At 36.5% G+C, this 23,482-nt stretch carries 15 protein-coding genes and 1 pseudogene; all 16 read right to left on the minus strand.

Annotation, left to right across the window (positions count from 1 at the left end; genetic code table 11):
- Nucleotides 1-5: 5 nt before the first annotated feature.
- A complete protein-coding gene (locus ABDJ41_RS05870; protein WP_349784893.1) occupies nucleotides 6-3,146 on the minus strand; it encodes a SusC/RagA family TonB-linked outer membrane protein in 3,141 nt (1,046 codons plus the stop codon).
- 30 nt (nucleotides 3,147-3,176) lie between these two features.
- Nucleotides 3,177-4,190, minus strand: a complete 1,014-nt coding sequence (locus ABDJ41_RS05875) for a nucleoside hydrolase (RefSeq protein ID WP_349784894.1) — start codon at nucleotides 4,188-4,190, stop codon at nucleotides 3,177-3,179.
- A gap of 49 nt (nucleotides 4,191-4,239) precedes the next feature.
- Complete coding sequence (locus tag ABDJ41_RS05880) at nucleotides 4,240-5,661, minus strand: sialate O-acetylesterase (RefSeq protein WP_349784895.1); 1,422 nt, start codon at nucleotides 5,659-5,661, stop codon at nucleotides 4,240-4,242.
- Nucleotides 5,662-5,685: 24 nt separating this feature from the next.
- Nucleotides 5,686-6,714: a nucleoside hydrolase gene (locus ABDJ41_RS05885; RefSeq protein ID WP_349784896.1), complete on the minus strand. Its 1,029-nt coding sequence runs from the start codon at nucleotides 6,712-6,714 to the stop codon at nucleotides 5,686-5,688.
- The gene (gene rbsK, locus ABDJ41_RS05890) at nucleotides 6,704-7,636 is read right to left on the minus strand and encodes a ribokinase (protein ID WP_349784897.1); all 933 of its coding nucleotides are present in this window, start codon (nucleotides 7,634-7,636) and stop codon (nucleotides 6,704-6,706) included. Before rbsK ends, ABDJ41_RS05885 begins: the two co-directional genes overlap by 11 nt.
- 86 nt (nucleotides 7,637-7,722) lie before the next feature.
- On the minus strand, nucleotides 7,723-8,721 hold the full coding sequence (locus tag ABDJ41_RS05895) for a GRP family sugar transporter (protein WP_349784898.1): 999 nt from the start codon (nucleotides 8,719-8,721) through the stop codon (nucleotides 7,723-7,725).
- A 7-nt stretch (nucleotides 8,722-8,728) separates the two neighbouring features.
- Nucleotides 8,729-10,756, minus strand: a complete 2,028-nt coding sequence (locus tag ABDJ41_RS05900; protein ID WP_349784899.1) for an SUMF1/EgtB/PvdO family nonheme iron enzyme — start codon at nucleotides 10,754-10,756, stop codon at nucleotides 8,729-8,731.
- A 9-nt stretch (nucleotides 10,757-10,765) separates the two neighbouring features.
- Entirely contained in the window at nucleotides 10,766-11,707 is a 942-nt protein-coding gene (locus ABDJ41_RS05905) for a DUF5017 domain-containing protein (RefSeq protein WP_349784901.1), read from the minus strand.
- A 17-nt stretch (nucleotides 11,708-11,724) separates the two neighbouring features.
- Nucleotides 11,725-13,317 carry a RagB/SusD family nutrient uptake outer membrane protein gene (locus ABDJ41_RS05910; protein ID WP_349784903.1) on the minus strand — a complete coding sequence of 531 codons (1,593 nt, stop codon included), beginning with the start codon at nucleotides 13,315-13,317 and terminating at the stop codon, nucleotides 11,725-11,727.
- A 2-nt stretch (nucleotides 13,318-13,319) separates the two neighbouring features.
- Nucleotides 13,320-16,451: a SusC/RagA family TonB-linked outer membrane protein gene (locus ABDJ41_RS05915; RefSeq protein ID WP_349784904.1), complete on the minus strand. Its 3,132-nt coding sequence runs from the start codon at nucleotides 16,449-16,451 to the stop codon at nucleotides 13,320-13,322.
- Between the two features lie 56 nt (nucleotides 16,452-16,507).
- Nucleotides 16,508-17,680: an exo-alpha-sialidase gene (locus ABDJ41_RS05920; protein WP_349784906.1), complete on the minus strand. Its 1,173-nt coding sequence runs from the start codon at nucleotides 17,678-17,680 to the stop codon at nucleotides 16,508-16,510.
- 309 nt (nucleotides 17,681-17,989) lie between these two features.
- Nucleotides 17,990-19,018: a LacI family DNA-binding transcriptional regulator gene (locus tag ABDJ41_RS05925; protein ID WP_349784907.1), complete on the minus strand. Its 1,029-nt coding sequence runs from the start codon at nucleotides 19,016-19,018 to the stop codon at nucleotides 17,990-17,992.
- A gap of 62 nt (nucleotides 19,019-19,080) precedes the next feature.
- Nucleotides 19,081-19,722, minus strand: coding sequence for a DUF6266 family protein (locus ABDJ41_RS05930; protein WP_349784908.1), 642 nt, complete (start codon nucleotides 19,720-19,722; stop codon nucleotides 19,081-19,083).
- 322 nt (nucleotides 19,723-20,044) lie between these two features.
- Nucleotides 20,045-20,983: a dihydrodipicolinate synthase family protein gene (locus ABDJ41_RS05935; RefSeq protein WP_349784909.1), complete on the minus strand. Its 939-nt coding sequence runs from the start codon at nucleotides 20,981-20,983 to the stop codon at nucleotides 20,045-20,047.
- A 163-nt stretch (nucleotides 20,984-21,146) separates the two neighbouring features.
- A pseudogene (locus ABDJ41_RS05940) lies at nucleotides 21,147-22,439 on the minus strand (formylglycine-generating enzyme family protein).
- 118 nt (nucleotides 22,440-22,557) lie between these two features.
- Nucleotides 22,558-23,475: an alpha/beta hydrolase gene (locus ABDJ41_RS05945; protein WP_349784910.1), complete on the minus strand. Its 918-nt coding sequence runs from the start codon at nucleotides 23,473-23,475 to the stop codon at nucleotides 22,558-22,560.
- Nucleotides 23,476-23,482 lie beyond the last annotated feature (7 nt).

The following is a 23,482-nucleotide window of genomic DNA, read 5'->3' on the forward strand; positions in this document are numbered from 1 at the left end:
TTATGTTAAAAATCAAGCTTTAAACCAGCAGTTATTATTCTGTTTCGCGCGTATGCGGAATAATCAAAACCGGTAGTCAATGTTGAATTCCGTACTGACACTTCCGGATCAATACCAGAATAATTACTCCAGGTGAATAAATTCTGACAAGCGATATTTAAGCCGACATTGGCGATGTTAAGAGATTTTAGCAGCTTCTTTGGCAATTTATAAGACAACTGTACTGTTTTAAGTCTAAGGTAAGAGCCATCCTCTAATGTGCGGCTGGAATAAAACCCTGTCGGTCCTTGAGCTCTGGTTCTTGGAATATTACTAATTTGATTGTCCTCAGACCATCTGTTTATATAAGAGGCATATTGATTGATCGCTATATTCTGATAATTACCTTCTAATGCAATCCTGTTTGCATTCATAATCATATTACCATAATTCCATTGAAAGAATACGTTTAACGACCAGTTTTTATAATCAAAATTATTATTGAACCCTCCCGAATGTATAGGTAAAGCCCTGCCAATTCTGGTATTATCGGCATCGGTTATATTTCCATCACCATTAAGGTCAATAAATCTCGGATCACCCGGCTGTATATTTTCTCTGGCCACACCATTTGCCGGAACAGAAGGTTTCAATTCATATTTACCATATTTAAAATCAAAATCAGAAACCTGGTAAACACCATCATAAACTAATCCATAGAATGAAGTAATCGGCGCCCCAACTTCAGTAACATATAAATTAGTAGTGTTAAAATCACCGGTGAATTTAACACTGGAGAATAGTTTCTCTTGTCCGTCATTAAGTCCTAACACTTTACTTCCGTTAAAACTTATATTAAAATCACTACTCCATTTAAAATTCTTGTTACTAATATTTACTACATTCAAACCTATTTCAACACCATCATTTCTTACTGAACCCACATTCCTGTAAGCTTTTGCTTGTCCTGTGCTGAAGGGTACATCAGCATTCAACAATAGGTTGTTTGAAGTTTTTCTGTAGACATCAAATGTTAAAGCGATTCTATTTCTGAATAAAGACAAATCGTAGCCAAGGTTAACCTGGCTCGTTTCTTCCCATGATAACTTATCATTTTCCAGACTCAATATTGTTGCAGAGTTCAGTGGAGTACCATTATTAAAAGAAGTATATTCTCCAACCCCCATAGTTCCCCTGGCGGCATAGCTATCAATCCTGTTGTTTCCTGTCACACCCCAGCTTGCACGTAGTTTAGCTTCATCTATAAAACTTAGTGACTCCATAAACTTTTCTTTATTCATGTTCCATGAAGCTGCTACCGATGGAAAAATTCCCCAACGATTATTTCTGGAAAATTTAGATGAACCATCTGCCCTCAGAGTTGAGGTTAAGACATACTTCGACTTGTAACTATAATTTACTCTTGCAAATGCGGACATTAATCTATTCTCATCAATTATAGAGACAACGCTATTTGGCCTGCCATTTACTAAACCTGCCATCCCAAATTCTTCATAAGGTATTTGCCACACGGTATGGCCTTTTCTATTGACATCATAGCTCTGCATGCTAAATCCACTTAGTAATGAAATGGAGTGATCTCTGTTAAAAGCTTTCTTATATTCTAATGTACCCTCTCCAAGTAGCTCTTTCCTTTTAAACAAATTGTATGAGCCATTTACTCCTCTACTATTATTTGCCGAAGGAAATCCTGAATATGTTCTTGAGTTATTAAAAAGATCTGTTTCAGTTTGAGTTTGAACTACTCCTCCCCGAATCACAAGGGATAATGCAGGAAGTATCTGATACTGTAGTTTAGCATTTAGTCTTAAGTTATTTTTCCCAACTTCTCTATGATCATTGGCATTAGACATTATGGGGTTCAAGCTAGATAAGGAAGAAACATCTTCAAACATATCGTCATAGGAAGTTTGCCCTACAAGGACAGGTCTATATCCCCATACACGAAACATCAGATAGGATTGATACTGCTGACTTTGAGGGCCGCTTTCTGATAATTCAGAAGCAACAGCCCCTAATGTGCGGTCAGATGAATAAGACAGGTTCATATCAACGCTTAGTTTTTTTGATATTTTTTGATCCAGCCTTATTTGTCCATTGTAACGTGTATAACTTGAATGATCTATCACACCCTTCTGATCAGCAATTGAACCTGAAACCCAGTATTTGGTCTGCTGTGTTCCACCCGACATAGAGACATAGTGATTCTGCATCGGGGCCGTTCTAAATAATTGATCCTGCCAGTTGATAGCTGGCTTTTTCTTATAATCATCAAGTGCTAATCCCTCAGGCGTAAGAAAAATACCTTCTGAATTCGGGTTTAATTCCAGCATATATTTAACATAGTTGTATGGATCCATGACATCCATCGTTTTCACAACATCCTGAATACCGAATGAATTAGAAAAAGAGAGTTTTACTTTTCCTGTCTTTCCACTCTTAGTTTCGATAATGACTACTCCATTCGCTCCTCTTGAGCCATATATGGCTGTTGCCGATGCATCTTTTAATATGGATATGGATGCTATATCATTGGGGTTAATCGTTGCAGCTGAAAAATCTTCTGTAGGGAATCCATCAATAACATATAAAGGAGAATTATTCTGGGTCACAGAGTTTGCCCCTCTGATCACGATATTCATATCTTCTCCTAACTGACCGTCGTTGCTTGACATACTTACACCGGCTACTCTTCCCTGCAATGCCTGATCAAAAGAAATAACGGGAGATTTCGTTAAATCATCCATTTTTACAATCCCGACAGATCCGGTTAAATCCTTTCGTTCTTGCTTACCATATGCAACAACTACCACTTCGTTTAAGCTTTCGGCAGCAGGTTTTAATTTCACTTCCAACGATTTGAATGTAGAAACAAGGATTTCCTGACTTTCAAAACCTATATAGGAGAACACCAGAATATCATTATTCTGAGCCCTTATCGTAAATTCACCCTTTTTGTCAGATACTACAGAGTTCTTGATATTACTCTTCACTCTTACAACCACCCCGATTAACGGACCTCCATCTGAAGCGTCTACGACTTTCGCCTTTACAACTTTTTGCTGCGCATATAAGTTGTCAGAAAGAAAAAATACGCCCAGATATACTATTGCTGATAGCAACTTTACTACTCTATTCAATTTCATATTACATTGATTTCAAAAAATATCCTTAATTTATTTTCCAGGCTGATGCATCATTGTTTGCTCAATCAGTTTCTCTACGCCTTTGTAATCAGCTTTCTCCACTAAATAAGCATGATTGCCTTTTGGGTCATCCTTCCATTCATTTCTACCATCACTGTAAATAATGAACTGACCTTTCTTTATCGAATAATAAGGATCGTAGCCTTTTACACCTACCAAAACAGCTGTCTGATCCCAACTCATACGTCCCTCTAAATCATGTTTACTTTTTGGTATGCAAATTCGAAATACATCCTTAACCGGACTGTTGACAATACTTTTATCAGCAATCAGTGTTAAACCTGTTTTAATTTTTTTGCCTATTTCAAAACCAGTAAATAAAACAGGTGGTTCCCAATTTTTAAAAACATAATAAGAGGCTGTTGAATCTCTGTCTACATTAAACTCTTTGCCTTTCGGAAAGGCCCCGGCCATACTTACCATTAACTTTACTTTTTTATTAATGAGCTCTTTTCCATTTAAACGAGAGTACCGATCAGGTTTGGATTTTAAGAGATTTGAAATGTTTGAAAAGAACCCTACGGTTATGAGGGTTACACTCTTGTCCGGTTGAGCAGCAAGTAGCTTTCTATACAAATCGATTGCATCAGAAGCTTCATTATTCTTTTTGATTTTATGCGGATATTTGATACATACAGTATCTGTCCAGAACTGCCAGTCTCTTCTGTTCAAAGCATCTTTTGGTACACCGATTGGAATATTGGGTTTATTATAGTAGGTGTTAAATGCATCTAGTACACTAGCTACCCCTTCATATCTTGTGCTGGCAATTGTACCTAAAATATTAACATAATTACTATCTGCATAAGCATGCAGCATGGCTATTGCACCTACATCATCGTAATCCGGTCCCATGTCGGTGTCGAAAATAACATTTAGCTTTTGACCTTTTGGGGGTTGAAATTGTGCGTTCACTTTTGTGATAAAAGAACTTAAGATCACACAGATTGCAATAGTTAAAGTATGATTTTTAACGTTAAGCATATTCTATTTGGTTAGTTGGTTTAATCGAAAAAAATGAGAGCGTTGTTATTTAATAAGTATCGGTCCTAAAGGGTAAAAGTCCTACCCCATAACTGTTGTATATATTACCATAGCTATAGTTTTTAAAGCAATACCTTGCTGAAACAGGTTCTTTTACTTTTCCACTTTTAAGTGCTATTTTACTTTTTGCACCTTTTATAATCTCTGCATCTGCTTTATGATAAACTTTATCAGCGCCGGCTATTTCAAATCCTTCGATTTCTTCGCCATAGGCAGACAATCCATATCCAGCATTTTCCATCTCAACAATTATTTTCTGGTTATCCCGTGCATAGGAAAGATAAGCTGGTGGTACTGCCCCTATTCCAGTTAGATTATAAGTTTTTGATAAGGCATAATAAGCCAGTCTTTTGGCTACAATACGTTTCTCTGGAGGGTGAATTGTTGAAGCTGAGCCAATATCAGCAGTTCCGACCATTCCTGAATTAGGGATTGCCGACATTGCCTTTTGCTGAACTTCCCTAAATATTGCTACTTCAGTACCATTAGCATTCCACCCCATATTCTCATAGCTAAAAGGTGCAAGCTGCACATAGTAAAAAGGAAAATCATTATTGAAACTCTCACGCCAGTTACGCACCATTTCCGGCAATAGCTTTAGATATGCACCCGGATTGGTAACATTTGCCTCACCCTGATAAAAAATGCATCCTTTAATGGTGAATCTGGAAACAGGTTTTAACATCCCGTTATACAATAACGTGGGGGCTCTGTTTGCCTTAGCTGGTGTTAAACTTTCAGGTTTGATATCTACTTTAATAAATTGCTTTAATTTATCTTCGCTCATCCAGGCTTCAATCCTGGAGCCACCCCAGTAACAACCTATCAGCCCTATCGGAACTTTCAAGGTTTTATTGAGCATTTTAGCAAAATTGAAACCAACGGCACTAAAAGTCTCTACCGATTGTGGGTTAGATAGTCTCCAGACACCCTTACAATCGTCTTGCGGTTGTGTATTAAATTCCCTTCTTACTGAAAACAATCTGATCCCTGAAAAATCAGAATCCAGCATCTCATCATTCGCGTTGTATAGAGGCTGATTGGTAAATCCACGAGTGCTCATTTCCATATTGGATTGCCCACCACAAAGCCATACTTCGCCTAGTAAAATATTGTTCAGGCGTTTTTCTTGTCCATCACTAATGGAAATGTTATGAGCTGTGTAGCTTCCTGCAATGCTATTAACTTTAACCTCCCAGTTACCCTCTCCATTGGATTTAGTTTTATAAGTTTTATTGTCCCAGGATGTTTTTATGATAACATCAGTATTGACATTTGCTTTACCCCATAAACTCACTGAAGCATTTTGCTGCAATACCATGTTGTCCATTAGTAATGAAGGCAGTTTTATCTCTGCCTTTGCAGCAGAAAGGAATAAGCATAATAATAGAATGTTGGCAATTGATTTCATCAGCATATAAATTTGAAGCTACTATTAACGATGTTTAGGTTTTTGTTTTACCAACTCTTTAAATCTTAACAGCATTCTTTCTTGCTGTTGTTTATCTGCAGTAAGTATATATCTATTGCCTTTTTTAGCCTTGTTAAAAAATGTAGCCCCTTTATCATCTGTATTAATAAATCCAGCTTTTGACACCGTAAAATATCGTTTCAAAGGTTCTACAGCATAAAGTACAGAGGTAAGATCCCATGTTGGCCTATCATAAGGCATCTTTGAATAATATTCGTATGCATATTTTAAAGGATGTGCAGATGTATAAGCAAGATCAGTTTTTATAACCTCTCCAGGAAACAAAACATGTCCGCCAAGTTCCCATGGACTTACAAAAATATTACCGGGCCAATTATCAAAAACATCCTTTGCCGAAGCAATATCATAGCGTATGTTAAATTCTTTCGTTCTATTCTCAACTCTGAAATCTCCCCCCATCAGACTCATAAATCTGACTTTTTTACGGACTAATTCTTTACCATTAAGAGGACTGTATTTATCAGCCGGAGAATTAATTAATTTTGAAAGGTTTGTTAAAAAACCAACAGAAATAACAATCACCGATTGATCTGGCTGTGCAGATAAAATCTTTCTATACATTTCTACAGAGCCTTGTAATGTTGAAGATGTGTTTAACTCCTTTTCAAAAAGGTCAGACTGTTGCTCGTTTTTTAAATTAGATACATATTCTACATAAGAAGTCTTCTTACCTTCCTTAACTTTAGTATTTTGTACATTTCCCAAAGTTATATTTGGATAGCCATACCAACGATTCAGCATATCAATAAAAGGAACAGAATAAATATTTCCCTTATTATTGGAGATCGCAGCTATATTAACTATTCCGGCATCCTGATACTTGTATAGCATATCCAATGCCAGTACATCATCAATATCATTTCCCATATCCGTTTCGAAAATAACGGTCAGCGCTTTCTTCTGTGCAATTGCACTACTATTGAAAGCAAATGTTGCAACAATAGCCAAAAAGAAAATTTGTTTAAATCTCATATGCTGATTGTTTAATTAAAAAACTATCTACTTCTTCTTTGACAGGAATTGCGGTTTGTGCGCCTAGTTTTGTAACGGCAATTGCCGATGAAGCCAATGCAAACTCTACAGATTTGACAAGCTCATTGCACTCCATATATTTACTTGTAAAAGAGCCGCAAAAGGTATCACCCGCACCGGTTGTATCCACCACATCAACCCTATATCCTCTAAAATACTGGTCTACGTCTTCAGACAACACATAACATCCATTCTCGCCAAGTGTAATGATAACTATGCCAACCCCCTTTTCCTGAAGTTTTTTAGCAACAACATGAATAGGGACTTTAGTATTTTTCAACTCGGCCAACTCATTTGCTTCAATTTCATTCACGATTAAAACATCCGTATATTTCAATAGATCAATTGCAGAGCTGTTACATGGTGATGGATTGAATATAACTTTCACCTGATTTTTATAAGCTTCCCTGATAATTGCATAAACAGTTTCGCTAGGGATTTCGAGTTGTAAAATGACCGCCTGATAATTACTGATCGTAGCCATAAAATCACTAATACGTTCTACCGACATTTCTTTATTAGCACCGGGTGCAACTACAATACAGTTCTCCCCATTCTCTGCTACAAAGATGAATGCTGTACCGGTCGGAACACCCGCATTCTGTACAATGTAAGAGCTATTTATATGATTCTCCTGAAAATGGCTAATAAGTGAGTTTCCATAACTATCATCCCCAAGGAAAGAAAAGAAAGTCACCTCTCCCCCAGCTCTCGCTGCTGCAATTGCCTGATTGGCACCTTTTCCACCGTATTTTATAGAAAAGGTTGCATCCCCGATTGTTTCTCCCGGAACAGGAAGATGAGATACCGATGCTACCATGTCTATATTTGTACTTCCTATAACTAAAATTCCATTCTTCATTCTGATAATGTTTGCATTAAGCGTTTGTATATATTTTTAAAGTTTGTGCTAAATATTAAGGGCATATGCCTAGTTTTTTTCGATTCTTAGGATCCTGAATAAATGATTAAGCCAATACCAATGAAGAACAGGATAAACATCATGGTTAGATAAGCATTATTAACTTTTGGACCACCTTTAAACTCTTTCCAGATAAATACACCCCATAGTGCTGCAACCATTGTTGCTCCTTGTCCAAGTCCATAAGAAATAGCAGCTCCTGCCTTGCCGGCCGCAATAAGATTAAGAGAGTTACCTAATCCCCAGACAGCACCTCCAAAAACACCAATCATATGTGTTTTGAAGTTCCCATTGAAATAATCTTTATAAGATACTGGCAAGCCCACAAAAGGTCTTTTCATTACAACAGTATTAATTATAAAATTGCTGACAAACATGCCGAACGAGAATATAAATACTGCGGTATAAGGAGTCATTTTGCCAAACTGCGGATTAGCAAAATTGTCTACATCCATAGATGCAGCAATGAATCTATAAAACACCGACATTAAAATACCTGCTACAACTGCTACAACAATCCCTTTTGTAGCTGAACTGTTATTGGTACCCATATTTTTATAAGCCTTAGCATTCAATAATATGGCGATTGTAATTAAGGCTACACCAATAAATAGAACAACCGGATCACCCTTAGGTGTACTGATGTAATTGATGACTACCCCTAATACCAATGCCAAACCTACGCCTAAAGGAAAGGCAACAGCCATTCCTGAGATTGCAATTGCAGCAGACAATAAAATGTTTGAAAGATTAAATATGATACCTCCAATAAAAGCAGAAGAAATATTAGAGAAATCTGCCTGCATCAGATCAGGAATGAAACTACGTCCCTGACTTCCGATACTGCCCAATGTGAGGGCTGAAAATAAAGAGAATAATAATACCCCAATAACATAGTCCCAATAAAAGAGTTCAAACCTCCATGTTTTTGCTGCTAATTTTTGGGTGTTGCCCCATGATCCCCAGCATAACATGGTAATGAAACAAAAGAGAACGGCGAGTGGATAGTTTTCAATAATGAACATATTTTTATTATTTAGATTGGTTAATTTTTTGTGTTGTTTCCAGCCATTTAAGGTTAAATCTGTAATGATTTTTACTGCTTATAATGTGTATCATTCCGTCTGGGGACTGTGTACCAGCAAAATAGCCTCTTGGTTCTGAGTGAGTTTCATCCATGATAAAGTTTCCTGTCCATGCACCTCCATCCATAAATCGATGCTGACCGTCGGATAATAGCTTTTTTACTGGCCAGGTTTTACCATCATCGTAAGAAATTGCTGCGAATATTCCATAAACTTTTTCACCGTTCAGCATCATCCCGGCTTTATCACCTACTGATCTTAATGGATGATGACTAAAAGACACCACCAGTAAAGGACCTTCTTTTAATCGCATAAATACCAAACGTTGTCCACCTGATATTGGAGGAAATTCCGAAGCATGATAACTCCATGTTTTTCCTCCATCTTTTGAAATACTTAATGGCATTTTTTTTACACCATCCGGATTCTCAATATCATTTCCTCTTCCGAGGGCCATCAGATCCCCATTCTTTAATTCTACAACTCCTGCATGTATTCCAGCTATACTTCCTCCTGTCTTACCTGCTTCAAATAATGGCATTTCCTTTGTCTCAGCCGGATCACTCCAGCTTCTGCCTTGATCTTTACTGATGTACAATGCTGAACCATCTGCAACACCCGGACCAGCATCACAGGCTTGAACAAGCCAACCTTGTTTGTTTTTAAACATTCCGGCAATCACCTGATGTCTTTGACTATGTTCGGGAGCGATAATATTACTTTTACTCCAGGTAGCTCCATTGTCATTTGATGTACGTAAAACCAAAGCCATGTTTTTCCACCATCCAGATGGCGACATGCCATTCATATGAAATAATGTTCCACTTTCCTTATCATAAAAAAGAGAAGATCCTGTCATATTTCTATCAGGCACTTTATAAAATAAAGAAGCTTTATCCCAGTCCTTCTGGCCTGCTCTTAGTCTACTTGCCCAGATAGCCATTTCAGTACCAAATTCACTTTCTGTAGAAAACCAAATGGCCAGCAGATCACCATTTTTACACCAGGTAATAGCAGGGCAATGATTGTGAGCGTACAAGTTAGGCTGCGTTTCGCAATCCGGACTCTTAATGTATTCAATCGGTTCCAGAAACACTGGTTGATTATTGGGTACCCATTTAAAAGCAGTTTGACTAACGTTCTGCTGATTTAATTGAACTGTATTTTCCTCCGAATAATATTGCTTGGTACTATAAGTAACTTCCACAATCCTAAACCCAGTCAGATAATTTCTATCAGCAGGAATCAATCCTGAACGATTAGCAGATCTTAATGAATTCATAAAATTATTGTGACTTCCGCCTCTGGTAACTTTATAATTTCCTGAAGCATATCCACCAGGATTTTCTATTGACTCTTTTTTATAAGGACCATACCAATCCATGCACCATTCTTCAACATTACCATGCATATCATACAAACCAAAACCATTTGGTTTAGACTTTTTAACCGTTAATTTCTGCACAGATATGGACTCTGGCTTATCTTGCCATTTTAACACATTTGCCGGCAATTTATCACCATTTGAAAATGTAGAATAGGTATTTGCCCTGCAGGCATATTCCCATTCTGCTTCTGTAGGTAATCGATATGTTTTACCTTCTTTTTTTGAGAGCCACTTACAATAAGCTATGGCATCATCCCAACTTACATAAACAACAGCTTCATCATCGTCATTTGAAAAGCCATTTCTTCCTCTATATTTTCTATGACCAGGGTCAAATTCTTCGTACTGTTTATTAGTAATCTCTGTAGCCGACACTTTAAAGGCATTAGTTAGATTTACTTTGTGAATGGGTTTCTCATCAAAATTTTCTTTTAAACCATTAGAGCCCATATAAAAAAAACCTGATGGGATATTTACCATTTCTATACCATCTGAATTCTTTTCCTGAGAAAAAGCAGCACCAGGATTACCTGTATATGCTATTGCAGACAGCAATAGTATTTTTACCTTACAAAAATTAATAGTCATGAGCTCGAATTATTTTATACTTACACGAATGCGTTTTACATCTACCTTTTCACTTTCAAAATTTGAATTCTTCGCAACGAATACTACTTCGTAGTTGCCTGCTTTGGAGAATGTATAACTATAAGAAGTCTTTCTTTCTTGTATACTTTTAACAACAATACCCATATCAGGAGCTGTTTGATTCAACATAACAGGCTTGGAAATTACCCAATCTAAATTTGATGGTTTTGTTAAACCTGCCGCAGTACTTGCTAAAACCATAGTGGTTTGAGGGAATGAAACATTCCATCTACCCTCTGTAGTTCTATTGGTGTATGGTGTCATTTTATCTAAGAAATCAAAGGGAACAAAGCCTCTTCTTGTAGAATCCAGACTTTCTACCTGATCTCCATCTGGAGACTTTAGTATAATATGAAAATTAGATATAGTCCATTTGGGTTGCTTTCTAGTTGCATTGGGTACTGCCTCATATTTAAAAGCAATAGACGTTGGCTTTGACAAATACTGAGTAATGTTCAGATTAACATCACTTTCTCCATTCTGAGCAGTAGGAAACAAAGCCTGTGTCGTCAAATCATCCCACTCAGAATCAACAATTGCTGTGGAATCTGCCTTATAGCTTTTAGTTGTTAAACCTGTAAAATTATCTGAGATCAATAACTTCAAAGTATTATCTCCTGTAGCATCTTCTACTTTTACCTTAAACTGAATAAATGCTTCAAGTCCTCCGGCAACAACCATATTCCTATTTATGTTCTCATAGTTATTACCTGATTCACCAGAATAGAAAGTCAGATAATTAGGATTACCATTAAAATTAAAAGTGATCGGTTTATTCACTTCATAGCTATTGTCAGCATCTAATGAAACCGAGAAATCAACATCAGCTGAGAATTTATTACATGAAGTAAAGAGAATCACAGCAAAAATCGTATATAAAGAGTTTTTCATTATTATAATTTTATTGATTACCAAAGAGGGTTTTGTTTCATTTTTAGATTCGTAGCGAGCTCAGCACTAGGTATAGGATATAATACATGTCTTTGTGAGGTATAATTGGCAATCGCAGAAGCGTATTTCTTATTTGCATGCCATCTTGAATCAGCTACCATCGTAGTTCTTCCATTTGTCATGGCCTCCACATAAATACCCCAGCGAATCAGATCATTCTTTCTTTCTCCTTCAAAACAAAGCTCACGTGCCCTTTCATCTCTGATCATTTGTCTGAATGTTCCTTGTGTTAATCCAGCAATTGCTGGAGCTGAAGGCATTGCTCTCTTCCTTACTAAATTCAAACATTCATATGCCAGCGTTGATGGTGTCGAATTAACTTCGTTATCAGCTTCTGCAATCATCAATAACACATCTGCATACCTCAAAACCGGGAAGTTTATAGGTGTATAATCTTTAGCTTTAGGTGATACCAGTTCATACTCTCTTCTGAATTTTCCGGCATTTCTATATACTAATTGAGCTGTTGTCCAGTTGGTCTTAGTCCTGACTTTAGTGGTAGTATTATAATTGTAACGATAGGGTGCTACATTCCAGGCTTTTCTTACAGCATCCTCTGGAAGTTTGTATAAATCTTCTAATTTTAATGTGCAGGACAGATAACCATAACACCAGCCCGGGGTATCTTCACTAATGTTATCATTATTGTAGATACCATTATAGCTTCCCAGTAGTCCGGCAGTTTCATGGCCGTCAAGTCGATTGCCCTTAAACTCAATTTCCCAGATACTTTCCCTGAATGTTACATCAGTAACATCCTGAGCATAATTGATGAAAACTTTTGTATAATCTGTATTCAAACTATGCTTAGCACTTTTCTTAACTTCATTTCCCCAGAATAATGCTTTTTCAAAAGCCGGCTTACCCAGATTTAATGGATACCCTCCCATCTTTAAGTATACCCTGGCCAAAATGCCTTGTACAGTAGATTTAGAAATCCGCCCTACTGCAGTAAGCTTATCCGCATCATATACCTTTGTTACGGCTGCCTCCATCTCATGTACAACAAAACTAAATATCTCACTTGTCGAAGTTGCTGCAATCTGTGATTCCTGAGATACAGACTGAACAGATTTATCTCTAAATGGTACATCACCCCACATACTGGAAAGAATGAAGTAATAATATGCTCTTAAAAACATTGCTTCACCACGATAGGCTTCTTTTAACGCATCGTCTTTAAAAGATACACGATCAATATTCTCTAAGAAGGAATTTGCACGGTTTACACCTGTATACAGGTTTTTCCATAAGTTATTCACTCTGGCATTGGTATAAGAAAAGTTGTTTAGAAATAACTCCTCATTGGTATAATTACGATCGTAATAACCTAAATCATCTTGTATATTAAATGCATAAAACCAATCTCTACCATAAAAAGATTCATTAGCTAAAGGATTATAAACTCCGGTTAAAGCCATGAAGGCTTCATTCTCATTCTTATAAAATACTTCCGGTGAAATAAAACCTTCCGGCTTTAGTTCTAAAGTATTACAGGCACTAAGTGATGCAATTATAATGATCACTATCAGGTTTCTTAACTTTCTCATGATTAAAAAATAAAGTTTAATCCAACATTTAATACGTATGCTCTTGGATATGACGAACCATCAAATCCGGGTGTTAGCGCTGTGTTCTTGGTTGAAACCTCAGGGTCATAGCCTGAGTAATTTGTCCAGGTAATTAAGTTTTGTCCAGAGGCATATACGCGAATCTTTCTTGCAGATAGCTTTTTAGCAATAGCATTTGAAAATGTATATCCCAACGCGACAGTTTTCAACCTTAAAAATGAACCGTCTTCTATCTCATAAGAAGAAAATACACCAGTTCCCCAACCACCAACTCTTGGAATATCACTATCAGGATTCTCTGGAGTCCAGCGATCTGCATAGGTAGCAAACCTGTTATAATTAACTTCTGGCTTACCTCTGGCAAAAAACATTTTATCTGAGTTGTAAAGATTGTTTCCATAAGACCATTGGAAGAAAATGTTCAAATCAAAACCTTTGTATTGAAAATTGTTAGAAAAACCACCGGTATGGATTGGAATGCCCCGGCCAATCTCTGTTGCATCAGCATTATTCACAATACCATCCCCATTAATATCCTTAAATCTGATATCTCCCGGAAGAATACCATTACGATCAGTTCCATTATTAGGTAAATTTGATTTTAATACGTATTTGCCATCTGGCATTAAATCAAAATCATCATACTTGTAAGTACCTTCATACACATAGCCATACATTGTACCTAAGGGTTGGCCAATTCTTGCTATATATGCATTAGAATATGAGATCACGCTAACCAGACTTTCTTCATTTCTTGACAAAGCAATAACTTCATTTTTATTAAATGAGATGTTAAAACTTGAATTCCATTGAAAAGATTTTGTTTTAATATTCTGACTCTCCAATGTCAACTCTAATCCTTTATTGCTAACCTTACCAATATTCATTAACGAGGAACTAAATCCAAAAGATGGAGGAAGATTAGCATTAAGCAACAGTCCATCAGTAACTTTTTTATAAACATCTGCTGTAAAAGAGATTCTTTGTTTAAAAAAGCTTAAATCAAGACCAATATCAGTCTGTGTAGTTGTTTCCCATTTTAGCTCCTCATTGCCTGGAGAAGTAATTGCATAACCGGTAGAATTGACATTATTAAAAACATACTCTGAAGAATAAGTATCTCCATCTTTTGAAATCAGAGATCTCATTTGTGCCCAGTATGAATATTCCGGAATGCGGTTATTTCCTGTTTGTCCCCAGCTGCCTCTAAGTTTTGCGCTAGACAGGAACTTAACATTTTTCAGGAAGGATTCCTCATGCATATTCCATGCTGATCCAAAAGAAGGAAAATATCCCCATCGGTTTGCTTTAGGGAATTTAGAAGAACCATCTGCTCTAACTGTAGCAGTAAAATAATATTTTGACTTATAATTATAGTTAAATCTCGACAAGAAGGAAAGTAATCGCCATTCCGTATTAAAAGCATTTGTTTTTTGTGTTTCTCCCAGGCTCATACCTGACATTCCAAGATCTTCATTTGGGATTCCAATTACACGCTGATAAAGATAATTTGTCTTCCCTCCCTGCAAGGTTTCTCCTATCATTAAATCAAATGCATGTTCTTTTTTTGCATCAAATGCTCCCTTATAGGTTAATGTATTTTCATTTAGCCAGCTAAAGTTTTTGCGGTTTTCAACAGAAGCATTTACGCCATCCTGTCTGTATAGGTTTCCACTTCTGGTGCGGGTACCGTTAAATTGATCATATCTTGATGCCAGGTTTGAAATTCCTCCTGAAACTTTAAGGCTTAATCCCGGAATAATAGCATATTCCAGATTAGAGTTTATTCTGATGTCATCATTAAATCGCTTTTTGTATTCATGATTTACAATATCTAAGGGATTTATTCTCAAATCTGATGAGGAGGCAATTGACTCGTCAATAAGATCATTAATCAAATCAGTATTATTTACACTTGCCAATGGTCTGTAACTCCATACATTTCTTAACAAATTGGCACTATTTGAATACAATACTTGTGATGGTGATTCTCCTGTTTGTGTAAACCTGGCAAAATTACTATTCACGTCAAATTTGAATTTCTCGCTGATCTTCTGACTCAGATTTACTCTAGCCTGGTATCTGCTATAATTAGAATTCTTTATAGTACCATCCTGATCGTAAGCAGATAAGCTAACACTGTAACGTGTTTGCGGATTACCTCCGGAAACATTTACGTTATGGTTCTGAGTACCTGCGGTTCTGAAAATAAGATCCTGCCAGTCTATAGTTCTTACGTTTCTGTAATCTTCTAAACTTTTCTCGTTACCTGCTAAATACCTTGCGGCAAAATCAGCGGGCGTAAAGTTCTCTGACTGCAGTTTAACAAATTCATATGCATTTAATAAAGGAATCTTTTTGGTAACCTTAGAAACGGCATAATTAACATCATAACTTACTCTTGCTGCACCTACCTTACCTTTCTTGGTAGTAATAACAATAACTCCATTTGCAGCTCTCGCTCCATAAATTGCAGTTGCTGATGCATCTTTTAAAATTGTATAAGACTCAATATCCGAGGGGTTGAGCACATTGCTTGCCGATTCTTCTGAAGGAAAACCATCGATTACATATAATGGAGAATTTTGCTGCGTAACAGAGCTATTTCCTCTGATTACAATATTCATCTCACTCCCCGGCATACCTTCACTTGATATAACGGAAACCCCTGCTACCCGTCCACCTAAAGCTTCATCGAACCGACCTACAGGTGCTTTTAAGATATCATCCAGATTAACTTTACCTACTGATCCTGTTAAGTCTTTTTGCTTTACCTCCCCATATCCAATTACAACGACTTCATTCAGGCTGTTTAATTCCTTTTCTAGAACTACATCGACAGTTGTTTTATTCTGAATCGGCAAAGACAGTGTTTTAAAGCCTATGTACGAGAAAACCAATACATCATCTTTTGATTTGCTATTAATCATAAATTTCCCGGATCTGTCAGTAGAAACTTTTGTAGTTGAATTTTTTACCGATACAATTACACCAGGCAGGGGTTCTTTATCGTCACTATATACAATTCCACTTATTCTGGTTTGTGCCTGTACAAATGCTAAACTTAAAAAAGTATAGCAAATCATTAAAAAAATGCTCTTAATTGGTTTCATCAGTATATTTGGTTTATTTGGTTATTTAAAGTTTAGAGCGGTTATATTATCATCTTCTAGGTTTTCTTTCGTTTTGTGCCAGTATCACTAGCTTTTAGCTGACTAAGTTTAAAGCGTATGACTTCCAGTTTTTCCTTTTGTCTGGACAATATCACATACATACTGCCATCATGTATAATTGTATATGGATAACCAAACTGACCATCCTTGTAACGACCTGCATACAATTTTGTATAATTATCACTAGCAATAATGTAATTCTGGTTAAAATTAAAGCCATCAGTAGAAAGGGATAATACAAGAGGTGTGCGCTTCCCCCTGTTTACTTTTAAAGTATCAGGCGTTCCTACATAATAATATCTTCCATCAGGTAATCTTCCTAAATGAGATTTAGTATTATTATCTGTAAAATTGGTTTTCTTTGGTGTGGTCCATACTGATCCATCCTTACTTGATTCCTGCCATAAAAAACCATCATATGTAGCACCAGTGCTCCTGAATAATGTGTATACACTATCCTGATGTTCAATTATTGAACCTTCAACAAGTGTAGCCGTTTCTCCTGGTTTAAAAGCTGGCTTAGCAGCTGCTTTCCAGCCTGAAGTCCCCGAAGCATGATCAGTATAATAAAAACTCCTGTTTCCGGTAAGTATAAATCTTCCTGAAGAAAGTCTGGTAGGCCTGTGACATGGAAACACTGATATCCCCAGGTCAATGGGATCAGACCAGGTGGTCCCATCCAAAGAGTTGATAGCGTAGAGCTTAACATTAGTCCGTGCATTTTTTGGACCAATGCCATTTTCAGTAAAATAAGCTACCAGTTTATGATCAATAACATACACTCCTCCGGGAGTGAGCACATTTTCAGATAAGGTTGAACTTCTTAGTATTGTTGGATTTGACCATGTCTTAAAATTTTTTGATTCAGAAATCATGATTCTTTGTCCAGCCTCATCTTCCCCTTTAATACCGCTGGAGAAGATAGAAATAAACTTATTATTGAAATAAACGATAGATGGATGATGAGTGTAATGCCAGTTTGATGCATCAGCAGTATAAATTGTTGACCTTTCAACAACTAGCTGTGGAATGGAATTTTTCGAATAGTATGAATTTGTAAAGATCTGAGCGCTGATTACATTAATCAATACCAGCTTACAAAAAATAAAAACAATTGCTCTTTTCATTTCCGAATATACCTTAGGTGTTGAAGCCTGATAATGTGACATTACCTGACTTAATATTTGGTTAACACGTTGCGATAACGTTTGTGCAAGTTAGATAAGATTAGAATCATCTACAATAGCTGTCCATAACTATTGTTACAGGTGAGATAATAAACAACTAATTATCAATTAGTTAATAAAAATAGATGATAATATTATATACAGACATGAAAATATTATACAGATATAGAACCGCTTGCAGGATAGTTATTTTGAAATTAAACATATCGAAGATAATTGAATATATCCTGATCTATTCCCCCTTAATATACTACTACAATGAATTAACGTTTGTGCAAGGAGTCTGGTTTTCTATAAAAGATTTTTAACAGATTTGCGATGGATGATGGATGGTACGATCAGAATTTTTTCTTGTTCATCTGAAGGTTTGGCGTGATTGCTTTTTTGGTTTATCTTATTCAACAATAATCTGATTGCAATATGAGCCACATCAGCAATAGGTTGAGAAATGCTGGTAACAGGACAGGCCAGAAAATCCAGATATACAGAATTATCAAAGGTTGTAATAGAGATATCTTCCGGAACATTATAACCATCTTCGGCTAATGCTTTTAATACACCTAAAAGAATGGTATCACTGAGTGCAAAAATGGCTGTAGGTTTATCCTTTTTCTGCATTAATAATTTTGTTTCCAGATAACCGTCTTCATATGTAAAACTACTACCTCCAATATAAAATTCGGGTAACTTTTTACCTTTCATGGCCTCACTATATCCCCTTACCCTTTCCCGGTTGGACATTACATGATGAGCTCCCTGAATACAGGCTATTTTTTTATGTCCGGAAGCAATCATATGATTAACCATCAGAAATGCTCCTTCATAATGATCTGTAGACACGTAAGAGATTGGAAGGTTATCAAAATAACGGTCAATAAAAACTACAGGAATTTCCTGTTTAAGTAGCACTTCCAGATGTTTTTTATCTTTTCCGGATGGAATAATGATCATTCCGTCGATATTACGGGCCACAAGTTGTTTTACTGCCTGAATTTCCGTTTTCTCTTCTTCGTCACAATCAGTAACCAATACAGAATACCCTTTAACATGCAGCGCCTGATTTACAATACTTGCTATATTAGAAAAGAATGGATTGGCAAGTGTAGGAATGACAAGTCCGATTGAGAAGCTCTTATTTAGCCTTAAATTAATAGCGGTCTGGTTTGGTGTATAACCTAACCTTTCAGCCGCTTCTAAAACTCTGGCTTCTGTGGCTGCACTTATCCTAAATTTTTTTGATACTCCATTCAGCACCCTTGACACAGTTGTTAAAGAAACCTGGGTTGCTTCTGATATAGTTTTTATTGTTGTATTTTTCAATTTGCGAATCTGAGATGCTTACCCACAAAGTAAAGAATTTTGTTTAACAATTAATGATTTCATTACTTAATTGGTTCTATTCTTCTAACATAAATACTATTCGCTACATTTTGTCGATCTGCAGATATAAAAGAAATATAGGTTTCAAGAGGTTCTTCCTGCATTTTGGAACTGAGCGGTAGGATCGCTTCACCTTCTATTCTCTTTGGACCATAAAGAATGCTTTGCACTTGCCCGGATGTTGTTGCATAGGCCAATATCATCGCCTGATCCTGGCCGACTTGTGAGTTGGATTTAGGAAGATCCCAGCTAAATCTAAGTCCTTCAGGTACAACTTCAGTTAATGGATTTTGAGCTTCAAGGAGATCACCCATACTTAATATAACCTTTGGATAGTCCATTTCAATATGAGGATATTCACCTTTTACTGCATTTTTCTTATTGTAAGAAGTAGCCAGGTTGTGATAATTTTTAGTTGTACCCCTGGCAGCTATATCAAATCCTACTTTTAAAAAATCTCCCATAAATCTAAAAAACTCATTAACAACCAGCATCTTCTGTTGATTTGCCAATTGCTTTATACTAAAATGATTTATTTTCCTGGCTTTAACCCGTGTTACATTTTGACCATTTAACATATAAGCAGTCACATTTCCCATTGATCCGATTACTGAACCAAGTATGCCATTCGGTATCTTTCCCATATCATATTGTTAAGATTAATTTTTAAACTGATAACTCGTTTAACCAAATAACATTACTTGTTAGAAATAGTTTTATCAGCATAAATATTTATTAGCATATTAACTTAGCTTTACTTAAGTATTAATAAAGCTTTTCTAGGTCATTTAGCCCTAGAAAGGCCCTAGTACCCCCCTAGTAACTCCCTAGCAAAGCTCTTGTAATAAACTTATGATATTGGCCACAAAAAAGCCCCCATAAAGTATCTGACTTTAAGGGGGCAGCGCAGGCTTGTGTGTGTGGTTCTTTATTATTACCTGTTTATCGCGTTATTGTGTATCAGGATTAAGCTACTTCAAACTTAATTTCCAGTTCATTTTTAAGTACATCATACCTTTCAGACAATGCATCGATACCCGTTTTAATTTTTGCATCGAAAATCCCGATATCATTTCTTCTTGTGAAGGTAGAAATATGAAGTCCTCTTTTTTGCAAATAATATTTTGAAATAGTAGGATATACATTATGCATCACATCCATTTCATCAATAAAGAACTGTTGCACTTTGTCTACCTGCTCCTTCAAATCATTGTTATTATAGTTATTACATAACCATACTATCAGTTCAGGGAAGAAGTTGCCTTGTATACAAGAAAGACCAGCTGAACCTGCTTTTAAAGAGGCTACTGCATGGGCCATATAAGCATCGTACAGTCCAAATTTATGTCCTTGTGTGGCAGCAATTTTAGCCTTTACCTGATCAATATCCAGACAAGTATCTTTGTGATAAGTTACCCTTCCTGTAGCTACCAGCCGTTCTAATTGCAGTGGAGAAATCAAACGTTTATAAGGAACAGGGCATTCATAAAATCCCATTGGAATCTGCTCTGTAAGCTCTAATAAACGTAATACATTTTCATCAAAAATATCATCAGCATCATGTTCTCCAGCAAGTAAACCGGTAATACCAATTACTGCTTCCACTCCACAACCGTATATTTGTTTTACAAAATCAGCCTGCTGTGCTATTGGACCACCAAAAGTTCCTGTAGCAACCACAGGAACTGAACCTTGCGTTGCTTTAACTACATGCGCAACTACTTTTAGTCTTTCTGCTTCAGAAAGCTCGAACATTTCACTTGATAAACAATTGGCAAATAACCCCTTAGCACCAGCTTCAATATATAATTCCGATAATTTTGTTAATCCGTCAAAATCTACTTCTCCATTATCTTTAAATGGGGTAAGCATTACCGGAATAAATTCTTTCTCTAATTTGTTCATTATTGATTTTTTGTCTTTAAAATATTTTTACGCAACTCATTATGGCCATATCTTAAACACATCTGTTTGGTTAGTAGCGATAGGCGTTTATACAAATGTATTCCCGTAAAATCTATTTCGTATGATGCATTTTCTCCAGCTTGTGTATTAAATTATCAATAATTTAGTTTTTCATCGGCCAGGGTAAATTAAATCGATAATGGATATTGCTACTAACTACATGTATCAGGTTATCAGGAGTCTGCGTTGCAGCTAAATACCCCATAGGCTCCGCATTAGTCGAATTCATTTCAAATATACCTGTCCAGCCTCCACCATCAAGATAGCGTGTTTCAGCGTCGGATATTAATTTCTTAACCGGCCAGGTCTTTCCTTCATCAAAAGAGACAGCAGCAAACATTCCATTCATATGAAATATAGTACCTTCTCCATCATAAAACAATGATGAGCCTGTCATGTTTCTATCAGGCACATTAAAAAATTCAGAAGGTTCTTCCCATTCTGTCTTTCCCGCTTTTAACCGGCTCGACAATATGGTCATCTCTCTTCCTGATTCATCATCGGTAGAAAACCAAATAGAGAGCAGATCACCATTAGGGCACCATGTGATGGCTGGACAATGATTGTGCAGGTAGAATGGTGTCTTATTTTCACAAGATGGTTTCTTCACATAATAGATTGGCTCCATAAAAACAGCTTCCTTTTTTGGAGATGGCCATTGAAATTTATTTTGTGAAATATCCTCCTTTGGCAGCGATCTTTTCAAAGGTATTGCAGAGGGCAAAGCTCCTTCAACAATTCTAAATCCCACTAACCAACTTTTATCCTGTGCAATCATACCCATCCTATTTGCTGATCGCAAGTATTCAGGCAAAGTATTGTGACTACCTCCTCTGGTTACTCTGAATTCTCCTTTTTCATATCCAACAGGATCTTTTTGTAGCGCTGCTAAATAAGGTCCATACCAATCGTAACACCATTCTTCAACGTTTCCATGAGTATCATATAAGCCTCATTTATTTGGAGGAAACTGTCCTACTTTCAAAGAAACCGGAATTGGATCGCAGTTAAATTCTTGCTTTTTATATAGTTCTTTGGGTAACTTATTGGCCATAAAAAGACCAGATAATGTTCCTGCTCTACAAGCATATTCCCATTCTGCCTCCGTAGGTAAACGATAGGTTTTACCTTCTTTTGCAGATAACCATTTACAAAAAGCTAAGGCCTCCTCATAATTCACAAAAATTACCGCTTCATCATCTTCCTTAGAAAAACCTCTTTTACCACGATAAGCCTTATGAGCAGGATCAAAGAGTTCATATTGCTGATTGGTAACTTCTGTGGCAGACATTTTAAAAGATTTGCTGATATCTACAATATGCGCCGGACTTTCATCAAAATTCTCTCCATTACCAGCAGATCCCATATATAATCTTCCAGCTGGAATGGTAACCATCTCCTGATTAATACTATTTAATTCACCGGTTACTAAGAAAACAATGAAATAACAAACGTTACCAAACGCAAAAAACCCGGTATAAATACCGGGCTTCCCAAAACCATATCATTTGTTGTTATTTACCAGTTCGTGCTTTTATCCATCGCATAAGTAAAGGATAAGTATCCTCCGAAAACTTATATCTCTCTCTCATCCACCAGCCATGATTACCTGTTGGATAAATGTGCATTTCAGCAGGGATACCTTTTTCTTTTAATGCCGAATAAAACTTAATGCTATGAGATGGTGTAACCACCTTATCATCATCCGTTAAGACAATATACATTGGTGGTGTCTGGTTCTCAATGTGATTGTTACTAGAATATTTTTCTATATCAGCATTTGCGGGCTCTTTACCTAATAAGTTTTGTCCGGTATTAACGTGGCCCTTTAGATCGATAACTGGATAACCCAACACACCAAAGTCAGGATGAGAAGAAACATCAATAAATCTTGTTAATAACAACGATGCAAGATGTCCCCCCGCTGAAAACCCCATAACCCCTACCTGGGCAGGATTGATGTTCCAGTTCGCTGACTGCTCCCTTATTATCCTCATTGCTGTTCTGGCATCTTCCAATGGAATATCTTTATGTCCATTGGGAAGTCTATATTTGAGTAATATCCCGGCGATACCATGCGAATTTAACCATTCAATAGACTTATAACCTTCGTGAGAAGCTGCAATCACTCCGTATGAACCACCGGGAATCACCAAAACAGCTTGTGTAGGTTCTGATACTGTCGATTTAGAAGGAAGAAAAATCTGTATTTCTGGAACAGATACATTTCTAATATATCTACCATCATAAGACTCCATCATATTTTCTAATCCATTCTTAGTCTTTGTTCCTTTTGGATATAATTTAACTCTGATTGTGTCTTTATAACTAAGTTTTTCAGCGCTTTCTATGTGCGCTGAAAAACTGTTTAAAGAACTAAAAAAAGAAACAGCTAAAGCTAGCGAGAGGATATATCGTTTTGATTTCATCATCTCAAAA

It is taken from the genome of Pedobacter sp. ASV1-7, assembly GCF_040203335.1.
Lineage (GTDB): Bacteria > Bacteroidota > Bacteroidia > Sphingobacteriales > Sphingobacteriaceae > Pedobacter.